The sequence below is a fragment of the Amycolatopsis sp. NPDC041971 genome, assembly GCF_055588925.1.
This window is the reverse complement of record NZ_JBVJCE010000024.1, coordinates 138,633-155,552: the sequence shown is the minus strand read 5'-3', so window position 1 is coordinate 155,552 and position 16,920 is coordinate 138,633. Positions and strand designations below refer to the sequence as shown.

General features: G+C 69.5%; 15 protein-coding genes. 10 read left to right on the top strand and 5 right to left on the bottom strand.

Annotated elements, in window-relative coordinates; translation table 11 throughout:
• Positions 1 to 256 precede the first annotated feature (256 nt).
• A complete protein-coding gene (locus ACZ6DT_RS36190; protein WP_465603680.1) occupies positions 257 to 2,011 on the bottom strand; it encodes a DEAD/DEAH box helicase in 1,755 nt (584 codons plus the stop codon).
• Between the two features lie 265 nt (positions 2,012 to 2,276).
• On the opposite strand from ACZ6DT_RS36190, the gene ACZ6DT_RS36185 reads away from it, so the two are divergent.
• Together ACZ6DT_RS36185 and ACZ6DT_RS36180 are read left to right on the top strand one after the other, a co-directional pair.
• The gene (locus ACZ6DT_RS36185; RefSeq protein WP_465603678.1) at positions 2,277 to 3,380 is read left to right on the top strand and encodes a YihY/virulence factor BrkB family protein; all 1,104 of its coding nucleotides are present in this window, start codon (positions 2,277 to 2,279) and stop codon (positions 3,378 to 3,380) included.
• A gap of 121 nt (positions 3,381 to 3,501) precedes the next feature.
• Complete coding sequence (locus ACZ6DT_RS36180) at positions 3,502 to 6,636, top strand: efflux RND transporter permease subunit (RefSeq protein ID WP_465603676.1); 3,135 nt, start codon at positions 3,502 to 3,504, stop codon at positions 6,634 to 6,636.
• A 183-nt stretch (positions 6,637 to 6,819) separates the two neighbouring features.
• Here the strand turns inward: ACZ6DT_RS36180 and ACZ6DT_RS36175 are convergent, their stop codons facing one another.
• Together ACZ6DT_RS36175 and ACZ6DT_RS36170 are read right to left on the bottom strand one after the other, a co-directional pair.
• Positions 6,820 to 7,656 (bottom strand): hypothetical protein, encoded by an 837-nt coding sequence (locus ACZ6DT_RS36175; RefSeq protein ID WP_465603674.1) that lies wholly within the window; start codon positions 7,654 to 7,656, stop codon positions 6,820 to 6,822.
• A gap of 123 nt (positions 7,657 to 7,779) precedes the next feature.
• On the bottom strand, positions 7,780 to 8,022 hold the full coding sequence (locus ACZ6DT_RS36170) for a DUF3039 domain-containing protein (protein WP_199746296.1): 243 nt from the start codon (positions 8,020 to 8,022) through the stop codon (positions 7,780 to 7,782).
• A gap of 58 nt (positions 8,023 to 8,080) precedes the next feature.
• On the opposite strand from ACZ6DT_RS36170, the gene ACZ6DT_RS36165 reads away from it, so the two are divergent.
• Genes ACZ6DT_RS36165 through ACZ6DT_RS36145 form a run of 5 tightly spaced genes read left to right on the top strand, consistent with a single transcriptional unit; the run spans position 8,081 to position 11,524 of the window.
• The gene (locus ACZ6DT_RS36165; RefSeq protein ID WP_465603672.1) at positions 8,081 to 8,887 is read left to right on the top strand and encodes a sporulation protein; all 807 of its coding nucleotides are present in this window, start codon (positions 8,081 to 8,083) and stop codon (positions 8,885 to 8,887) included.
• Positions 8,888 to 8,904: 17 nt separating this feature from the next.
• Positions 8,905 to 9,087 (top strand): hypothetical protein, encoded by a 183-nt coding sequence (locus ACZ6DT_RS36160; RefSeq protein ID WP_465603670.1) that lies wholly within the window; start codon positions 8,905 to 8,907, stop codon positions 9,085 to 9,087.
• The gene (locus ACZ6DT_RS36155) at positions 9,084 to 9,728 is read left to right on the top strand and encodes an HD domain-containing protein (RefSeq protein WP_465603669.1); all 645 of its coding nucleotides are present in this window, start codon (positions 9,084 to 9,086) and stop codon (positions 9,726 to 9,728) included. Before ACZ6DT_RS36160 ends, ACZ6DT_RS36155 begins: the two co-directional genes overlap by 4 nt.
• A gap of 9 nt (positions 9,729 to 9,737) precedes the next feature.
• Positions 9,738 to 10,655: a pseudouridine-5'-phosphate glycosidase gene (locus tag ACZ6DT_RS36150; RefSeq protein ID WP_465603667.1), complete on the top strand. Its 918-nt coding sequence runs from the start codon at positions 9,738 to 9,740 to the stop codon at positions 10,653 to 10,655.
• Positions 10,652 to 11,524, top strand: a complete 873-nt coding sequence (locus tag ACZ6DT_RS36145; protein WP_465603666.1) for a carbohydrate kinase family protein — start codon at positions 10,652 to 10,654, stop codon at positions 11,522 to 11,524. Before ACZ6DT_RS36150 ends, ACZ6DT_RS36145 begins: the two co-directional genes overlap by 4 nt.
• Positions 11,525 to 11,636: 112 nt before the next feature.
• Here ACZ6DT_RS36145 and ACZ6DT_RS36140 read toward each other — a convergent pair whose 3' ends face one another.
• Positions 11,637 to 11,990, bottom strand: coding sequence for a DUF3099 domain-containing protein (locus ACZ6DT_RS36140; protein ID WP_465603664.1), 354 nt, complete (start codon positions 11,988 to 11,990; stop codon positions 11,637 to 11,639).
• A gap of 17 nt (positions 11,991 to 12,007) precedes the next feature.
• The gene (locus ACZ6DT_RS36135; RefSeq protein ID WP_465603662.1) at positions 12,008 to 13,273 is read right to left on the bottom strand and encodes an amidohydrolase; all 1,266 of its coding nucleotides are present in this window, start codon (positions 13,271 to 13,273) and stop codon (positions 12,008 to 12,010) included.
• Between the two features lie 117 nt (positions 13,274 to 13,390).
• Between ACZ6DT_RS36135 and ACZ6DT_RS36130 the strand changes: the two genes are divergently transcribed.
• The 3 genes from ACZ6DT_RS36130 (at position 13,391) to ACZ6DT_RS36120 (ending at position 16,594) form a co-directional block, all read left to right on the top strand.
• The gene (locus ACZ6DT_RS36130; protein ID WP_465603661.1) at positions 13,391 to 14,887 is read left to right on the top strand and encodes a DUF7782 domain-containing protein; all 1,497 of its coding nucleotides are present in this window, start codon (positions 13,391 to 13,393) and stop codon (positions 14,885 to 14,887) included.
• The gene (gene dtd / locus ACZ6DT_RS36125; RefSeq protein ID WP_465603660.1) at positions 14,887 to 15,312 is read left to right on the top strand and encodes a D-aminoacyl-tRNA deacylase; all 426 of its coding nucleotides are present in this window, start codon (positions 14,887 to 14,889) and stop codon (positions 15,310 to 15,312) included. Before ACZ6DT_RS36130 ends, dtd begins: the two co-directional genes overlap by 1 nt.
• 244 nt (positions 15,313 to 15,556) lie before the next feature.
• Entirely contained in the window at positions 15,557 to 16,594 is a 1,038-nt protein-coding gene (locus ACZ6DT_RS36120) for a sigma-70 family RNA polymerase sigma factor (protein ID WP_465603659.1), read from the top strand.
• The last annotated feature ends 326 nt before the right edge of the window (positions 16,595 to 16,920 follow it).

The window sequence follows — 16,920 nt, the reverse complement described above, 5'->3', positions numbered from 1 at the left end:
CCCCCCCCCCCCCCCCCCCCCCCCCCCCCCCCCCCCCCCCCCCCCCCCCCCCCCCCCCCCCCCCCCCCCCCCCCCCCCCCCCCCCCCCACCCCCCTGTACCGAATGGCGTCGTCTGTTCGATCACACGAAACCGCCACTTGAGCGCAGCGGTGCGTACCTACGGCACGGTCGGCTCTGACTCGACTTACCACTCACGAATCCTGGACCGCTCCATGGAGGCCTTCGCGCTTCGGTGCTTTCGCGCGCCCGGGGCGGTCACCAGGAACGCAGGGTGACGATCCGCTCTTCGAGCTGTTCGACCGAGGCCATCGCGGTCGGCGGTCCGCCGCAGACGCGGCGCAGTTCGTTGTGGATCGCGCCGTGCGGCTTCTTGGTGCGGTGATGATGGACGCCCACCAGCGCGTTCAGTTCCTTGCGCAGGCTGCCGAGCCGCTCGCTGACCGACTGCGACCGCGCGACCGGGGCGGACTCCTCGGCCTTGGGCTTGCGCCGCTTCTCGTCGGAGAGCTGCTCCTCCTGCCGCTTCCGCAGCAGGGCGCGGACCTGGTCCGGCTCCAGCAGCCCCGGCAGGCCGAGGTACTCCTGCTCTTCGTCGGAGCCGGAGAACACCGCGGTGCCGAAGGAGTTGCCGTCGTAGATGACCTGGTCGAGCTCGGCGGAGGCACCCAGCGAGGTGAACGCCTTCTCCTCCTCGCCCGGCTCGTCCTCGGTGCGGTTAGCCTGGGCCAGGAGTTCGTCCTCCCAGCCCTCCTTCTCGCGGTGCGGCTTACCGAGGACGTGGTCGCGCTGGGCTTCCAGCTCACTGGCCAGTTCCAGCAGCACCGGCACACTCGGCAGGAAGACCGAAGCCGTCTCGCCGGGCTTGCGCGAACGCACGTACCGGCCGATGGCCTGCGCGAAGAACAGCGGGGTCGACGCGCTCGTGGCGTAGACGCCGACGGCGAGACGTGGGACGTCGACGCCCTCGGACACCATCCGGACCGCGACCAGCCAGCGGTCGGTCGAATCGGAGAACTCCTTGATCCGACCGGACGCCTTGGGGTCGTCGGAGAGGACGACCGTCGGGTTCTGACCGGAGATGCGCTCCAGGATCTTCGCGTAGGCGCGTGCCGAATCCTGGTCGGTGGCGATCACCAGACCGCCCGCGTCCGGGATGCCGTTGGCGCGAAGCTGCGCGAGACGCGTGTCCGCTGCCTGCAGCACCGACGGGACCCACTCGCCCGCCGGGTCGAGCGCCGTGCGCCAGGCCCGCGCGTTCTGCTCGGCCGTCAGCGGCTCGCCGAGCCGCGCGGTGAACTCCTCCCCGGCGCTCGTGCGCCAGGAGGCCTCACCGGAATAGGCCAGGAAGACGACCGGCCGGACGACGCCGTCGGCGAGCGCGTCGGCGTAGCCGTAGGAATGGTCGGCCTTGCTGCGCTGGAAACCCGAGCCGTCGGGCTCGTAGGTGACGAACGGGATCTGCGAGTCGTCGCTGCGGAACGGCGTCCCGGTCAGCGCGAGACGGCGGACGGCGGGCGTGAACGCCTCGCGGACCGCGTCGCCCCAGGACTTCGCGTCGCCGCCGTGGTGGATCTCGTCCAGGATCACCAGGGTCTTGCGGTTCTCGGTGCGCACGCGGTGCAACGTCGGATGCGCCGCGACCTGCGCGTAGGTCACCGCGACACCTTGGTAATCCCGCGAGGTGACCCCGGTGCCGTTGCGGAAGTTCGAGTCGATCGCGATACCCGCGGCCGCGGCCGCGGCGGCCCACTGGTGCTTGAGGTGCTCGGTCGGCGCGACGATGGTGATCTTCTCGACGGTCCGGTCGCTCAGCAGCTCGGCCGCGATCCGGAGACCGAACACCGTCTTCCCCGCGCCCGGCGTCGCGACGGCCAGGAAGTCCTTCGGTTTTTTCGTCAGGTACTTCGTCAGCGCTCGCCGCTGCCAGGCACGCAGCGGGCGGGCTGTGCTGTCCTTCGCCGCGGGAGGCGCGCCCAGCTCGCCCCGATCGCGTTCAACCGTTTCCGCCATGCCGGTCCCCTCCCCCCACATCCGAAAACACCTGGTCATCCACCCTGTCACAAGCGAAAACCCTCACTTGGATATCCGGCCGCGACGCCGGCGCCTGAGGTGAGGGCACTTCGAAGAGACTACCCGCCGGACCGATGGAACGCCGGAAGCGCCACCCCCGTTGTCGGGTTACTCACCCGACAACCCAGGGGGTGACGAGCCGAATGCCGCAGCATGGACCATGCTGGACACCGTCAAGGGCGCTCGGCGCCGGCGGAGGAGCTGCATGAGCGAGGAGAACGGCCGTCCGGATACGGCCGCCGAGGTCGCGAAGGGCCGCAGGGGTCCGTTAAGCCTGCTCAGCCGCACGCTCAGCAAGGCGTGGGACGGCAACATCTTCTCCGAGGCCGCCGAAGCCGCGTTCTGGCAGACGTTGTCCCTGCCGCCGCTGCTGCTGGGGCTCCTCGGTTGCCTCGGCTTCGTCGGCGACTGGTTCGGCCAGGAGGTCGTGACCGCGGTGCACGACCGGATCATCACCTTCAGCAAGACGATCTTCAGCGACAACGCCGTCCACGACATCATCGAGCCGACGGTCAACAGCATCCTGTTCGTCGGCAAGGGCGAGATCGTCTCGATCGGTTTCCTGATCTCGCTCTGGGCGGGTTCGTCGGCGATGTCTTCGTTCGTCGACGCGATCACCGTGGCGCACGACCAGTACGGCGTCCGCAACGACCTCTGGCAGCGGATCTTCGCGCTGTTGCTGTACTTGGCCGGGCTGGTCATCCTGGTGGTCGGGTTGCCGTTGCTGGCGATCGGGCCGGACCTGCTCCCCCAATTCTTCCCCACCGACTGGCGCGACACGGTGTCCTACTGGGTCGGCACGCTGTACTACCCGGTCCTCGGGGGAATGATCGTGCTGGCGCTCACCACGCTCTACAAGCTCGCGCTGCCGCGACGGCTGCCGTGGCATCGCGGCCTGCCGGGCGCGATGCTCGCCATGATCGTGTTCCTGCTCTCCAGTGTGGGCCTGCGGATCTATCTGAACTGGATCACCAAGACCGGCTACACCTACGGCGCGCTCGCCGCGCCGATCGCGTTCCTGTTGCTGATGTTCTTCATCGGGCTCGCGGTCGTCTTCGGGGCGTACTTCAACAGCGCGATCCAGGAACTGTGGCCCGCCAAGGCGACGAAACGCCAGCGCCGGAAATGGCGGCGGCTGGAAATGGAACGCGCCAGCGAACGGATCCGCGCCGAAGAGGGCCGCAAACTGTGGGAACGGACGACCGTCCCACCGCGGCATCCCCGTCAGGACGACGAGAGCGAACCGGAACAAGCGGTGAACGATGAACCGCAGAGCGAAGCCGACCAGGTGACCGAACGGCGAAGTTGACAGCCGGCCTCATCCCGAAGTCGTACTCCGATTCCACCCGTGGTGTGAATCCAGTCCACCCCCCACCGTGAAAAGCTCGCGGTAACCCGCCCGTCCCGAGCCATTCCTGGGGGATACCGCCATGTCCACGCTGGCCAGACTGAGCCTGCGCAACCGAAGTCTCATCGGGCTGCTCGCCCTGGTGGTGATCGGCTTCGGCGCGTTCGCCCTGCCGCAGCTGAAGCAGCAGCTGTTCCCGTCACTGCAGTTCCCGCAGGCGCAGGTCATCACGCCGTACGCGGGCGCGTCACCGGACGCGGTCGACCGCCAGGTCACCGAGCCGCTCGAAGGCGGGCTGCAGGGCTTGAAGGGGCTCGAAGAGCTGAACTCGACGTCGTCGGAGGGGCTGTCGCGGATCACCGCGCAGTTCGAGTTCGGCACGGACATCGACGCGGCCGTCGGGCAGATCCAGCGTGTCGTCGACGGGCTCAAGGCACGGCTGCCGCAGAACAGCGAGCCGTCGGTGTCGGCCGGGTCCACCGACGATCTCCCGGTCGTGCTGCTCGCCGCCGGGACCACCGGCGACCCGCAGGCGCTCGCACCCGCGCTGACCGGGGAGGTCGCGCCGGAACTGCGCAAGATCGACGGCGTCCGCGAGGTCGAGGTGACCGGCGCGCGACAGCCGCGGGTCACCGTCGCGCTGGACTACGCGAAGCTGGCCGCCGCGGGTGCCGACCCGTCGTCGATCGCCACCACGTTGCAGACCGCGGGTGCCGCCGTCCCGGCCGGGACGCTGATCGAAGGCGACAAGACGCTCACCGTCCAGGTGGGCGGCGGACCGACCACAGTGGACACGATCAAGAACCTTTACCTGACACCGGCGCAGCCGGTGCGGCCCGGCGCGCAGCCCGCCAAGCCGGTGAAGCTCGGCGATGTCGCGGACGTCCAGGCCGGATTCGCGCCGCCGACGTCGATCACGCGCACCAACGGCAAGCCGAGCCTCGGCCTCTCGATCACCATGGTGGAGAACGGGAACGCGGTCGCGATCTCGGAATCGGTGCGGGACAAGCTGCCCGAGCTGTCGAAGAAGATCGGCGCCGAGATGAGCGTCGTGTTCGACCAGGGCACCCCGGTCAAGGACGCGATCAGCGGGCTGACCACCGAAGGCCTGCTGGGGCTGGCGTTCGCGGTCGTGGTGATCCTGCTGTTCCTGCTGTCGGTGCGCTCGACGCTCGTGACGGCGGTGTCGATCCCGCTTTCGGTGGTCGTGGCGCTGCTGGCGCTGTGGACCGGTGATCTGTCGTTGAACCTGCTCACCCTCGGCGCACTCACCATCGCCATCGGGCGGGTGGTCGACGACTCGATCGTGGTGCTGGAGAACATCAAACGACATCTGGCGTACGGCGAGGAAAAGCAGCGCGCGGTGCTCGACGGCGTGCGCGAGGTGGCGGGGGCGGTGACGTCGTCCACCCTCACCACGGTCGCGGTCTTCCTGCCGATCGCCTTCGTGGGCGGGTTCGTCGGCGAGTTGTTCTCGCCGTTCGCGATCACGGTCACCGTGGCGCTGCTCGCGTCATTGCTGGTGTCGCTGACGATCGTGCCGGTGCTGGCGTACTGGTTCCTCAAGCCGCCGAAGACCCCGGCGAACGAGCACGAGGCCGAGCTCACGCGCCAGGCCGCCGAGGACAAGGAACGCCGCGGGCTGCTGCAGCGCGGGTACGTTCCGGTGATCCGGTTCGCCACCCGGCGCCGCGTCACCGTGGTGCTGCTGGCGCTGATCATCTTCGGGGGCACGGTCGGGCTGGCCTCACAGCTGAACACCAACTTCCTCGACCAGTCCGGCTCGACGACGCTGAGCCTTTCGCAGAAGCTGCCGCCCGGCATCAGTACCGAGGCCAAGGAGAAGGCCGCCGGCACGGTGGAGCAGGCGCTCGCCGCCGAACCCGCCGTCGAGACCTACCAGGTCAGCATCGGCGGGGGCGGCTTCTTCGGGGGCGGCGGAACGGCGACCAACATCCAGGTCACCGTCGCCAAGGACACCGACCTCGACGCGCTCTCGGACCGGTTGCGGGGCAAGCTCGACAAGCCGGAACTCGGCGAGGTCAAGATCGGCGCGGAAGCGGGCGGGTTCAACTCGGACCAGGTCTCGATCACCGTCACCGCCCCGGACGAGGCGGCGCTGAAGCCCGCCGCCGAGCAGGTCCGCCAGGCCCTGTCCGGAGTGCCGGACCTGACCGAGGTGACCAGTGACCTCGCGCAGGGTTCGCCGCGGGTGCAGGTCGAGGTCGACGCCGCGAAGGCCGCCGCGAGCGGGCTTTCGGCGACCACGATCGGCCAGATCGCGAACCAGGCCATCGCCGGCCGCACGGTGACCCAGTTGCCGGTGGACGGTCAGCGCACGGACATCGTGCTGCGCGCGGGAACCGCCCCGGTGTCGGTCGACGCGGTCAAGGCGCTGCCGATCCCGAACGCGACCGGTGTCGTCCGGCTGGACTCGGTCGCTACCGTGTCCACAGTGGACGGCCCGGCCGCGGTGCACCGCACCTCCGGGGAGCTGAGCACCACGGTCACCGCCAAGAACATCGGCGCGGACCTGGCCGCCACCACGAAGGCCATTCAGTCCAAATTGGATGGTTTGACCTTCACCGGCGGCGCGGCGTACAAGCTCGGCGGGGTCAGCGAGGACCAGCAGGAGGCCTTCGGGAACCTGTTCCTCGCGCTGCTGGCCGCGGTCGCGATCGTGTACCTGATCATGGTGGCGACGTTCCGCAGCCTGCTCCAGCCGCTGATCCTGCTGGTGTCGATCCCGTTCGCGGCGACCGGCGCGATCGGGCTGCTGCTGGCCACCGGGACCGCGCTGGGCCTGCCCGCCCTGATCGGGATGCTGATGCTCGTCGGCATCGTGGTGACCAACGCGATCGTGCTGATCGACCTGATCAACCAGTACCGGGCTTCGGGGATGAGCGTCGCCGACGCCGTCGTCGAAGGCGGCAGGCGACGGCTGCGGCCGATCCTGATGACCGCGGCGGCGACCATCTTCGCGCTGGTCCCGATGGCGCTCGGCCTGACCGGCCAGGGCGGGTTCATCGGCCGGCCGCTGGCGATCGTGGTCATCGGCGGCCTGGTCAGCTCGACCCTGCTGACGCTGATCCTGGTGCCGACGCTCTACACGATGGTCGAGACGCGAAAAGAGAAGCGCCGCGCGAAGAAGGACGCCCGTCGGTCTTCGGAGGCCGCTCCGACTTCCGAGACGCTGACGCCCGAGCCGACCGCGTAGACCTGGGGGCGGGAGGTGGAAGGCACGCCGGGGCCGGGTGGGCGCCCGGCGTGCCTTCCACTCACGTGACGGAAGCCGTGACTCGCGTGATCGAAGCCGTGACTCGCGTGATTGGACCAGGTACGCCTTCGATCACGTGAGTTCCGCCTTCGATCACGCGAGTTACGTGTCTGATCACGCGACTCACGCCTTCCGGAACCGCCAAGTCTTGCTGTCGAACGCCACACACCACGAAGGCGACAGCATGATGACCCGCAGCGTCCCGTCGGAGGCGACGTCGATGCCCTCGGTCTCGAAGTTCCCGCCGCAGGTGCTCTTCAAGGGCAGCTGCCCCAGTGACGTGACCCGCCCGGTCACGTCCGAACCGGACAACGCGCCGGAAAGATCCACTTGCAGCAGCGGCTTCGTGGTCCCGAAGAGCGAGCCTTCGGGATCGTCGGACGCGCACAGCAGCCGGGTCGCGGTGAGGAAGTCGCAGCCCTGGATGTCCCGCACCGGCCTGTCGAGCCGGATCGCGGACGCGTACGGCAGGTTCGCCGACGGATTCGTGTGCGCGACACCGGGCATCGGGTGCACGAGGAGCCGGTCCATCGTGCCCCACTCGCCCGCCACCATCCAGCGGGCGTCGGGGGTCACGGCGGCGAACGAGTTGTTGTTCGCCTCCCACGACTCCAGCGTGTGCGTGTAGTTCACCCAGGTGCCGGTGGGCGACTCGACGCGGAAGAGCTTCGCGCCCCTGTCGTCGCGCTGGTACGGCTCGACGTACCAGCCTTGTGCCGAACCCGGGTCCCCGACGTGGTTCCAGCCCTGCGACGACAGGTTCATCGGCACCGTGGCGATCCCGGTGTAGCGGTAGATGGTCCCGGACGGCCGTTCGATGGTGGCCAGGCCCTGGCCCTCGTCGAGCGGGCGGGCGTTGTCCGAGCCGACCGTGGTCCAGCCGGTGACGGCTTGGGCGGCGGCGGGTGAGAGCACCGCGACCAACGCGGCGATGGCGAGCACGATCCCGGTTCTACGCATGAAGGCTCCGTCCCGGCGGGTTTTCGCTGGCGGTAATGAATTACCAGCGAAAACCGGGACGGGCAGCCGCCATGTGAAGGATTTTCAGATTTTGTCCGGTTTCGGACACCGGACGGCCAGGTGTCAGTCGCCCGGCTTGAGACCGTCGTAGATCTTCTTGCAGTCCGGGCAGACCGGCGAACCGGGCTTCGCCGACTTCGTCACCGGGAAGACCTCGCCGCACAGCGCCACCACATGCGTGCCCATGACCGCGCTTTCGGCGATCTTGTTCTTGCGCACGTAGTGGAACATCTTCGGCGCGTCGTCGTCGGTGCTATCGGTGCCCTCGGGACGGGTATCCGGCTTCGGAAGGGTCTGTGTACTCACCCCTCCATAATGCCCCAAATCCTCCTGCGCACACCGGCGACCTGGCAGGATCTCGCCCATGTTCCAGAAGGTGCTCGCGACGTTCGGTTCCGGCGGGGCGAAGATCGACGCCCGGCTGCTCGACCGCACGGTCTCCCCCGGCCGCCCGCTGCGCGGCGAGGTCCTGCTGCTCGGCGGCGAAGTCGATCAAGAGATCAACGGTCTCTCGGTGAAGCTGCTCGCCAGGGTCACGCTGCCCGACGAACGCCGCCCCGGCGTCGAAGACCTCGAGTTCGGCACCCAGCAGCTGGCGGGCAACGAGCGGATCGCGCCGGGTCAGCAGATCCGCCTCCCGTTCGAGGTGGCCCTGCCCTGGGAGACGCCGATCTCCAGTGTCTTCGGCAAACCGCTGACCGGGATGGCCGTCGGCCTCCAGACCAGCCTCGACATCGCGAACTCCGTCACCGACCCGGTCGACGTCGACGGCGTCGCGATCGAGCCGCTGCCCGCGCAGAAACGGATCTTGGACGCCTTCAGCCGGATCGGCTTCGTCTTCCGCGAGGCCGTGCTGGAACGCGGCCGGATCAACGGCGCGGTCCAGCAGCTCCCGTTCTTCCAGGAGATCCGCTTCACCCCTTCGCCGCGGTTCGCGCCCGTCTTCACCTCCGTGGCGGCGACCTTCCTGTCCTCGCCGTCGGAAACGCAGGTCGTGCTGGAGGTGACCAAACGGGTCCGGGTGTCCAAGAGCGGCGGGTTCGGCGGCCGCGGCCAGGAGTTCCTCGGCCTGTTCAAGGTCGACCACGCCGCGCTCGAGCGGGTCGAATGGGAGTCACAGCTCGAGGGCTGGCTTCACGAGGTGGCCAAAGCACGTGGGATCTTCGACTGAGCGACACAGGAGGCGCGATGACGGAACCGCCGGCGACCAGGCCGTACATGCCGGGTTACGGGACGGCTCCGGCCACGTACGGAATGGACATGCTCGACCCCGCTTCGAACGCGTCGATCCGGGTCCGGCCACGGAAGGTGTTCGGCATGCTTGAAATGGACTTCTCGGGCTCCCCGACTCGCTGGGTGTGCCCGGCATGATCTGGGCCACCGCCGTCACCAGGCTCGGCGGCGATCACCTGATCGCCGCCGTCGCGTGGAACGACCTCGAAACCCGCTACGCCGAGCCGCACCGCCGCTATCACGATCTCCGGCACGCCACGGCCGTCGCCCACGACAGCGGCGACCTCGCCGTCGCCTTCGGCTTGGGTTCCCGCGAGCGAGCACTCGTCGCCATCGCCGCCTGGACGCACGACGTCGTCTACGACGCCCGCCCCGGCGAGGACGAACGAGCGAGCGCGGCCTGGACCCGTGCCGAGCTCACCAACGCCGGCGTCCCCCATGCCGAAGTCGAGCGCGCTGGGAAACTGGTCCTCGCCACGATCGATCACACCGCCCCGGCCGACGACCTCCTCGCCACGGCGCTGCTCGACGCGGACCTCGCGATCCTCGGCGCCACCCCCGAGATCTACGAGGAGTACGCAACCAGCGTCCGCGAGGAGTATTCGATCTACTCCGACGAGGACTGGCGGGCGGGACGCTCGGCCGTGCTGGAGAACCTGCTGGCACGGCCGCGGCTGTACCGCAGCGACATCGCGCGGGCGCGCTGGGAGAACAAGGCACGCGAGAACCTCGCGACCGAATTGACCCGCTGGCGTGACGCGGACCCACATCACCGATGATGTTCGTCCGTGACTCCGCAACTGTCCCTCCACGAAGAGGTCGCCTCCGCCCTCGCCGCCGGCGATCCCGTCGTCGCGCTGGAGAGCACCATCCTGTCCCACGGTCTCCCGCCCGGCCGCAACCTCGACGTCGCCCGGCGGCTGGAGAAGGTCGTGCGCGACGGCGGCGCCGTCCCCGCGACCATCGCCGTACTCGACGGCGTCCCGCTGATCGGTCTCTCGGGTGAGCAGCTGGAACGCGTCTGCGCGCCCGGCGCCGACCTGGACAAGCTCTCGCTGCGCGACATCGGCCCGGCCGTCGGCCTCGGCCGGTCCGGGGCGACGACGGTCGCGAGCACCGCGGCGCTCGCCGCCGCGGCCGGGATCGGCATGTTCGCCACCGGCGGGCTTGGCGGCGTGCACCAGGGCGCGGCGCGGAGCTGGGACGTCTCGGCTGATCTGGGCGTGCTCGCGAAGGTGCCGACCACGGTCGTCTGCTCCGGGGTGAAGTCGGTGCTCGACATCGCCGCGACACTCGAAGTGCTGGAGACCAACTCGGTACCCGTGCTGGGTTACCGCACCGGCGAGTTCCCCGCGTTCTACCTCCGTTCCTCCGGCCACGAGGTGCCGTGGCGGGTCGACGACGCCGCGCAGGCCGCCTCCGTCATCGCCGCCCACCGCGCGCACGCGAATTCCGGTGTGCTGCTGGCGAATCCGATTCCCGAAGCGTCCGAAATGGACAAGGAACTGCACGATCGGCTGCTCGCCGAAGGGCTGGAGCTCTTGAAGGCGCGAGGGGTGCACGGCAAGGACGTCACACCGGTACTGCTGGAGCATTTCCACACCGCGAGCGACGGGGTGAGCCTCGACGCGAACGAGGCACTGGTGCTCTCCAACGCGGAACTGGCCACCGAGGTGGCCGTCGCGCTCGCCGGGAACGCGGCATGAGCGGCATCGTCGTCGTCGGCGACGTCGGCCTCGACGTGGTCGCGCGGCACGAAGGCCCGATCCCGCACGGTGGCGACATCCGCGCGAAGGTTCATTTCACCAGCGGCGGCGCCGGCGCGAACACCGCGCTGTGGTTGCGGGCCGAGGACGCGGAGACCACGCTGGTCGCGCGGATCGGGGACGATTCCGGCGGCCGCATGGTGACGAGCGAACTCGAAGCGGCCGGTGTCCGCTGCGAGTTCGCCGTCGATCCCGAGGAACCGACGTTCTGCGTCGTGGTGCTCGTCGACGGCGCCGGTGAGCGGAGCATGCTCGCCGACCGCGGCGCGAACGCGCGGTTCAGCCCTTCGGACATCACCGAGGCGGCGCTGAGCGGCGCGAGCCACCTGCATCTCTCGGGCTACGTCCTGCTGTACCCGTCGTCACGGCCCGCTGCGCTCGCCTCGCTGGCGGCGGCGAAGAAGGCCGGGCTGACGACGTCGGTCGACCCGCAGGCGGCGACGCTGATCACCGATCCGGCGGCCTTCCTCGACGACGTGCGCGGCGTCGACCTGCTGATGCCGAACACCAGCGAACTGGTCGCGCTGACCGGATCGAGCGATCCCGAGGCGGCGAAGGAACTGCTGGACTACGTCGGCGAGGTCGTGGTCACCGCCGGTCTCGACGGCGCCAGCTGGGTGGACGCGAGCGGCACCATCACCTCCGTGCCGTCCCAGCCTGCGGACTGCATCGACTCGACCGGCGCCGGGGACGCCTTCGACGCCGGTGTGCTGGCGGCGTGGCTGCGCGGTGAGTCCACCGTGCAGGTCCTTCAGGCCGGTACCCGGCTGGGCGCCCGTGCGGTGGCGAAGGTCGGGCCGCAGCCGTAGCGTTGCGTGATCAGCCGGACGACACGCGTGATCATCCGCCCAAGTGCTATGAACGGTCCGTTACTTGCAAATTTTGCAAGTAACGGACCGTTCATAGCACGCGCGAAACGAGTCAGCCGCCGTCGATGACCCGATGGCCGCCGCTCTCGATGCGAGTCGGTTCGGCCTCGAACCGGTTGACCTTCTCGCTCTTGCGCGGCGGCCGGTCGTTGGCCACGAGGACGGCGATCCAGGGCAGCGGGATCGAGATCGCGATGAGTGCCAGCGCGAGCCACCAGGTTTCGTAGAAGATCCCGGCGAGGATCAGGCACGGGATACGGAACGACATCATGATGATGTACTTCCGCTTCCGCTTGGCCAGCTGCTCTTCGTAGGACGGGGCGGCTTCGGTGATCAGCACCGGAGCGGGTTCCCTCGGTTCGGGACCGTGGGCGGGCGCGTTCACAGCACCACCTCCGGCTTCCATGCTCCCACTCCCGGGGCTCATCCGACACCCGGGTGGGTGAGGCGATGCAAAGCGGCGACCACGAGCGTCTCGACGCCGGCCGAAAGCGTCGGGTGCGGGATCGGCGCGAACAGTGGCGAGTGGTTCGACGGGATGTCCTGTTCGAAGCGGCCGGCGGTCATCGCGGCGATCACCTTGTCCTCGTCCAGCCCGCCGACCAGCCAGAACACCGACGGTACCCCGGCGGCGCGGCCGAACTCGCTGAAGTCCTCACTGCCGGTGACCAGCGGCGCGGGTATCACCCGGCGCTCGCCGAAGTGGTCGCGGAAGGCGGCGGTGAGTCCTTCGGTGGCCGCCTCGTCGTTCTCGGTGACCGGGAACGACCCGATCCGCTCGATCTCCGGCGCTTTCGGCGCGCCCGCGGTGGCCGCCTCGCCCTGGACGATCCGTTCGACCGCCGCGACGACCTTCTGCCGCACGGCCTGGTCGAACGACCGGACGTTGACCTCGAGAACGGCGTGGTCGGCGATGACGTTGTGCGTGGTGCCGACATGCAGCGACCCGACGGTCACCACCGCCGACTCGGTCGCCGAGATCTCCCGCGACACGATGGTTTGCAGCTTCAGCACCACGGACGCGGCCAGTACGGCGGGATCCACCGTGGTCTCGGGCCGCGAACCGTGCCCGCCCCGGCCGTGCAGCGTGATGCGGAGCGCGTCGGTGGCCGCCATGATCACGCCCGGCCTGGTCAGCACCCAGCCCGCCGGGCCGGGCACCACGTGCTGGCCGAGCACGACGTCGGGTCTGCCGGCGGGCTCGAAGACCCCGTCGCGGACCATGCCGGCGGCGCCGTCCCCGGCCTCCTCCCCCGGCTGGAACACGACCATCAGCGTGCCGGACCAGTGTTCGCGGCCGGACGCCAGCAGCGAGGCGGCGCCGGAGAGCCAGGTGGCGTGCATGTCGTGGCCGCAAGCGTGCATCACCGGGACTTCGCGGCCGTCGGCGTCGACACCGCGCGCGGTGCTCGCGTACGGCAGGCCGGTCTTCTCCTCGACCGGCAGGGCGTCGATGTCGGCGCGCAGCATCACCTTCGGGCCGGGGCCGTTGCGCAGCACCCCCAGGACGCCGGTGCGCCCGATGCCGGTGTGCACCTCATAACCGTCGGCCTCCAGGCGCCGCGCCAGTTCGGCGGCGGTGCGGGTTTCGGCGAACGACAGCTCCGGATGCCGGTGCAGGTCGGTGTACAGGTCTTCCAATCCGGGCAGCGCCGCCTGCAGCGGTGCCAGGACACTTTCGAGGCTCACGACCTCATCCTGGCAGTATTACCCACCGTGAGCAGAATTCCCAGCGCACCCGATCCATCGCAATTACCCACCGTGAGCAGAATTCCCAGCACACCCGATCCATCGCAATTACCCACCGTGAGCAGAAGCCCCAGCACACCCGACCTGTCCGACGACGTCTGCGCGAGGCTGCGGGACGCCTTCCGCCGGACGGGGTACGACACCGACGGCGTGGTCGGCGCCCTCGGCTCCGCGCACGCCGCCCTCGGCCGCGGCGAACCGGAACTCGCCTACCGCGCGACCCGCGACGCGGGTGAGCTCGGCACGCTGATCCGGCTGTTCCTGCTGGGTTCGACCGAACCGGAGAAGGACGTCGAGGCCGCTTTCGCGCCACTGTCCCTCGATGACGCGGTCGCCGCGACGCTGCTCGTACCCGCCACGGACGGCTACCGGGCCGGTCTCGACGTGCGCCCGCACGGCGACGACGAAGGCTCCTGGTGGGTCGTGTCGGATCTCGACGCCGATGTCCTCGGCCAGACCGTGCCCGAGGACCACGTGCTCGGCGTCGGCCACGCGTCCCTCAGCCTGATCCGGGCCACCAGCCGCCGTGAGGTCGGCAGCCTGCTCGACGTCGGCACGGGCAACGGCGTCCAGGCGCTGCACGCCACCCGTCACGCGAAGAAGGTCACCGCGACCGACGTCTCGGCCCGCGCGCTGGCGCTGGCCGCGGCCACCTTCCGGCTCAACGAACTGGACGTCGAACTCGTGCGGGGCGCATGGTTCGCGCCGGTCGCGCGGCGCCGGTTCGACCAGATCGTCTGCAATCCGCCGTTCGTGGTCGGCCCGCCGCGGGTCGACTACACCTATCGAGACTCCGGTCTCGCCGGTGACGACGCCAGCGCGCTCGTGGTGCGGCAACTGCCCGGCTTCCTCGACGACGGCGGCACCGGCCAGCTTCTGGCTTCGTGGCTGCACGTGAAAGGCGAGGACTGGGGCGATCGGGTGACCCGCTGGCTGCCCGCCGAGACCGACGCGTGGTTCGTCCAGCGGGACATCGCCGATCCGGGCCTGTACGTCGGCACATGGCTGCGGGACGCGGGAATCGATCCCCGGTCCCCCGAAGGCCGTGCGAAATCCGGCGCCTGGCTCGATTGGTTCGCCGAGAACGACGTCCAGGGCATCGGTTTCGGCTTCGTCACCCTTCGCCGGGCGGACGGCGCGACCCCGACGATCGTGTGCGAGGACCTGCGCCAGGCCTACGACGACCCGCTGGGCGCCGAGGCGGCGAACTGGCTGGATCGCGTGGAATGGCTGCGCGCCAACGGCGATTCGCTCCTCGATGTCCGATTCCGTGTCCCGGAAAGCGTCCTTCTGGAGAGTGTCGCCGAGCCGGGCGAGGAGGGCTGGGCCACGACCGTCCAGCGGCTGCACCGCACCGACGGCCCCGGCTGGTCGCACGAAGTCGACGAACTGGCGACAAGGCTGCTCGCCGGCTGTCAGGGCGCGCTGCCGTTGGAAGACCTGATCGTGCTGCTGGCGGCCGCGCGGGGACTCGAACCGGAGGAACTGGCCGAGGCCGCGCTTCCCGTCGTCCGCGAGCTGGTCCGGCACGGCATGCTCCTCCCCGCCGCCTGATGCGGGCGGTGGTGACGAGGGTCACGGAAGCGAGCGTGACCGTCGGCGACGAGGTGACCGGCGCCATCGACGAGCCGGGTTTGCTGGTACTGCTGGGAATCCACGTCGACGACGATGTGACGAAGGCCGCCACGATGGCACGCAAACTGCACGAAGCTCGCATACTTCGCGAAGAGGGATCCTGTGCCACCACAGGTGCTCCCCTGCTCGTCGTAAGCCAGTTCACCCTCTACGGCGACACCCGCAAAGGCCGCCGTCCTTCCTGGACCGCGGCCGCCCGGCCCGAGGTCGCGGAACCGCTCGTGACGGCCGTCGTCGACGCTCTGCGCGAACGCGGCGCCCGGGTGGAAACCGGCCGGTTCGGGGCCATGATGGCGGTCCGGAGCGTGAACGACGGTCCGTTCACCCTCCTCGTAGAGGTCTAGACCAAGCTTGCTGCTCCCCCGCACGGGCATTCTCAGGAAAAGCTCAGGGTTGGTGGAGCAACTCCCCAGGTCAGCCGCCCGTCTCCTCTGTAGCGGCCGGGAACGTTTTCGGATCTCCCGGCGTTGAGCAAAGTGTCCAGCCAAGCTGGGCCGACGAGGAGTAGCGGGCTTTCCACAGGGCCTGCTAGGCCGAGGCGGATCCGGCGGACACACCGCACGTTCAGCCCGTGACCGGGGAGGCAGAATGTCAGTCCAGACTCTCGAACGCGAAGCGCGCGGGATTCGCGAGCGCCGCATCCCGGCGCAGTCCACCGAGGAGCCGGTGATCGCGGGGGCGTTCACCGATGCAGCAGCAGACCTCGACGTACAGAGCCCGGCCGCGGACCTCGTTCGCGTGTACCTCAACGGAATCGGCAAGACGGCGCTGCTGTCCGCCGCCGACGAGGTCGAGCTGGCCAAGCGCATCGAAGCGGGCGTGTTCGCCCAGCACATGCTGGACACGGCCGAGAGCCTCACGCCGAAGCGGCGTTCGGAGATGTCCGCCCTCGTGCGTGACGGCCACGTCGCGAAGAACCACCTGCTGGAGGCCAACCTCCGCCTCGTGGTCTCGCTCGCGAAGCGTTACACCGGCCGGGGGATGCCGCTGCTCGACCTGATCCAGGAGGGGAACCTGGGTCTGATCCGCGCGGTGGAGAAGTTCGACTACTCCAAGGGGTTCAAGTTCTCGACCTACGCCACCTGGTGGATCCGCCAGGCCATCACCAGGGGAATGGCCGACCAGGGACGCACCATCCGGCTGCCGGTCCATCTGGTGGAACAGGTGAACAAGCTGGCCCGCATCAAGCGTGACCTGCACCAGCAGCTCGGCCGGGACGCCACCCACGAGGAACTGGCCGCCGAATCGGGTATCCCGGCGCACAAGATCTCCGACCTGCTCGACCACTCGCGTGACCCGGTGAGCCTCGACATGCCGGTCGGCACCGAGGAGGACGCCCCGCTCGGTGACTTCATCGAGGACTCCGAGGCGACCGACGCCGAGAGCGCCGTGATCTCCGGCCTGCTCCAGGACGACCTGCGCCGCGTGCTCGCGACGCTGGACGACCGGGAATCGCAGGTCATCCGCCTGCGCTACGGCCTCGACGACGGCCAGCCCCGGACGCTCGACCAGATCGGCAAGTTCTTCGGGCTTTCCCGTGAACGCGTTCGACAGATCGAGCGAGAGGTCATGTCGAAGCTGCGTCAGGGTGAGCGGGCGGATCGCCTGCGCGCCTACGCTTCGTAACGCCAAAGGGCCTTTCGGCGCGGGAAAGCAACACCCGTTCGGCAGCGTTGACTTATGACCTGCGTCGGGAGACCGTCGAGCAGGTAATAACTCTTCGCGGTCGGGTGTTCGCGCCCGGATCGCTTTCCCCGGGAGGTCGGGTCCGTCGGGGTGGGCCCGGCCTCCCGAACTGATTTGTGGGGACCGGCGACAAATCGCGGGCTGCGAATTGCGGCCGGTCCAGTGGGGGGGGGGGGGGGGGGGGGGGGGGGGGGGGGGGGGGGGGGGGGGGGGGGGGGGAGAGGGGGGGGGGGGGGGGAGAGGGGGGGGGGGGGGGGGGGGGGGTG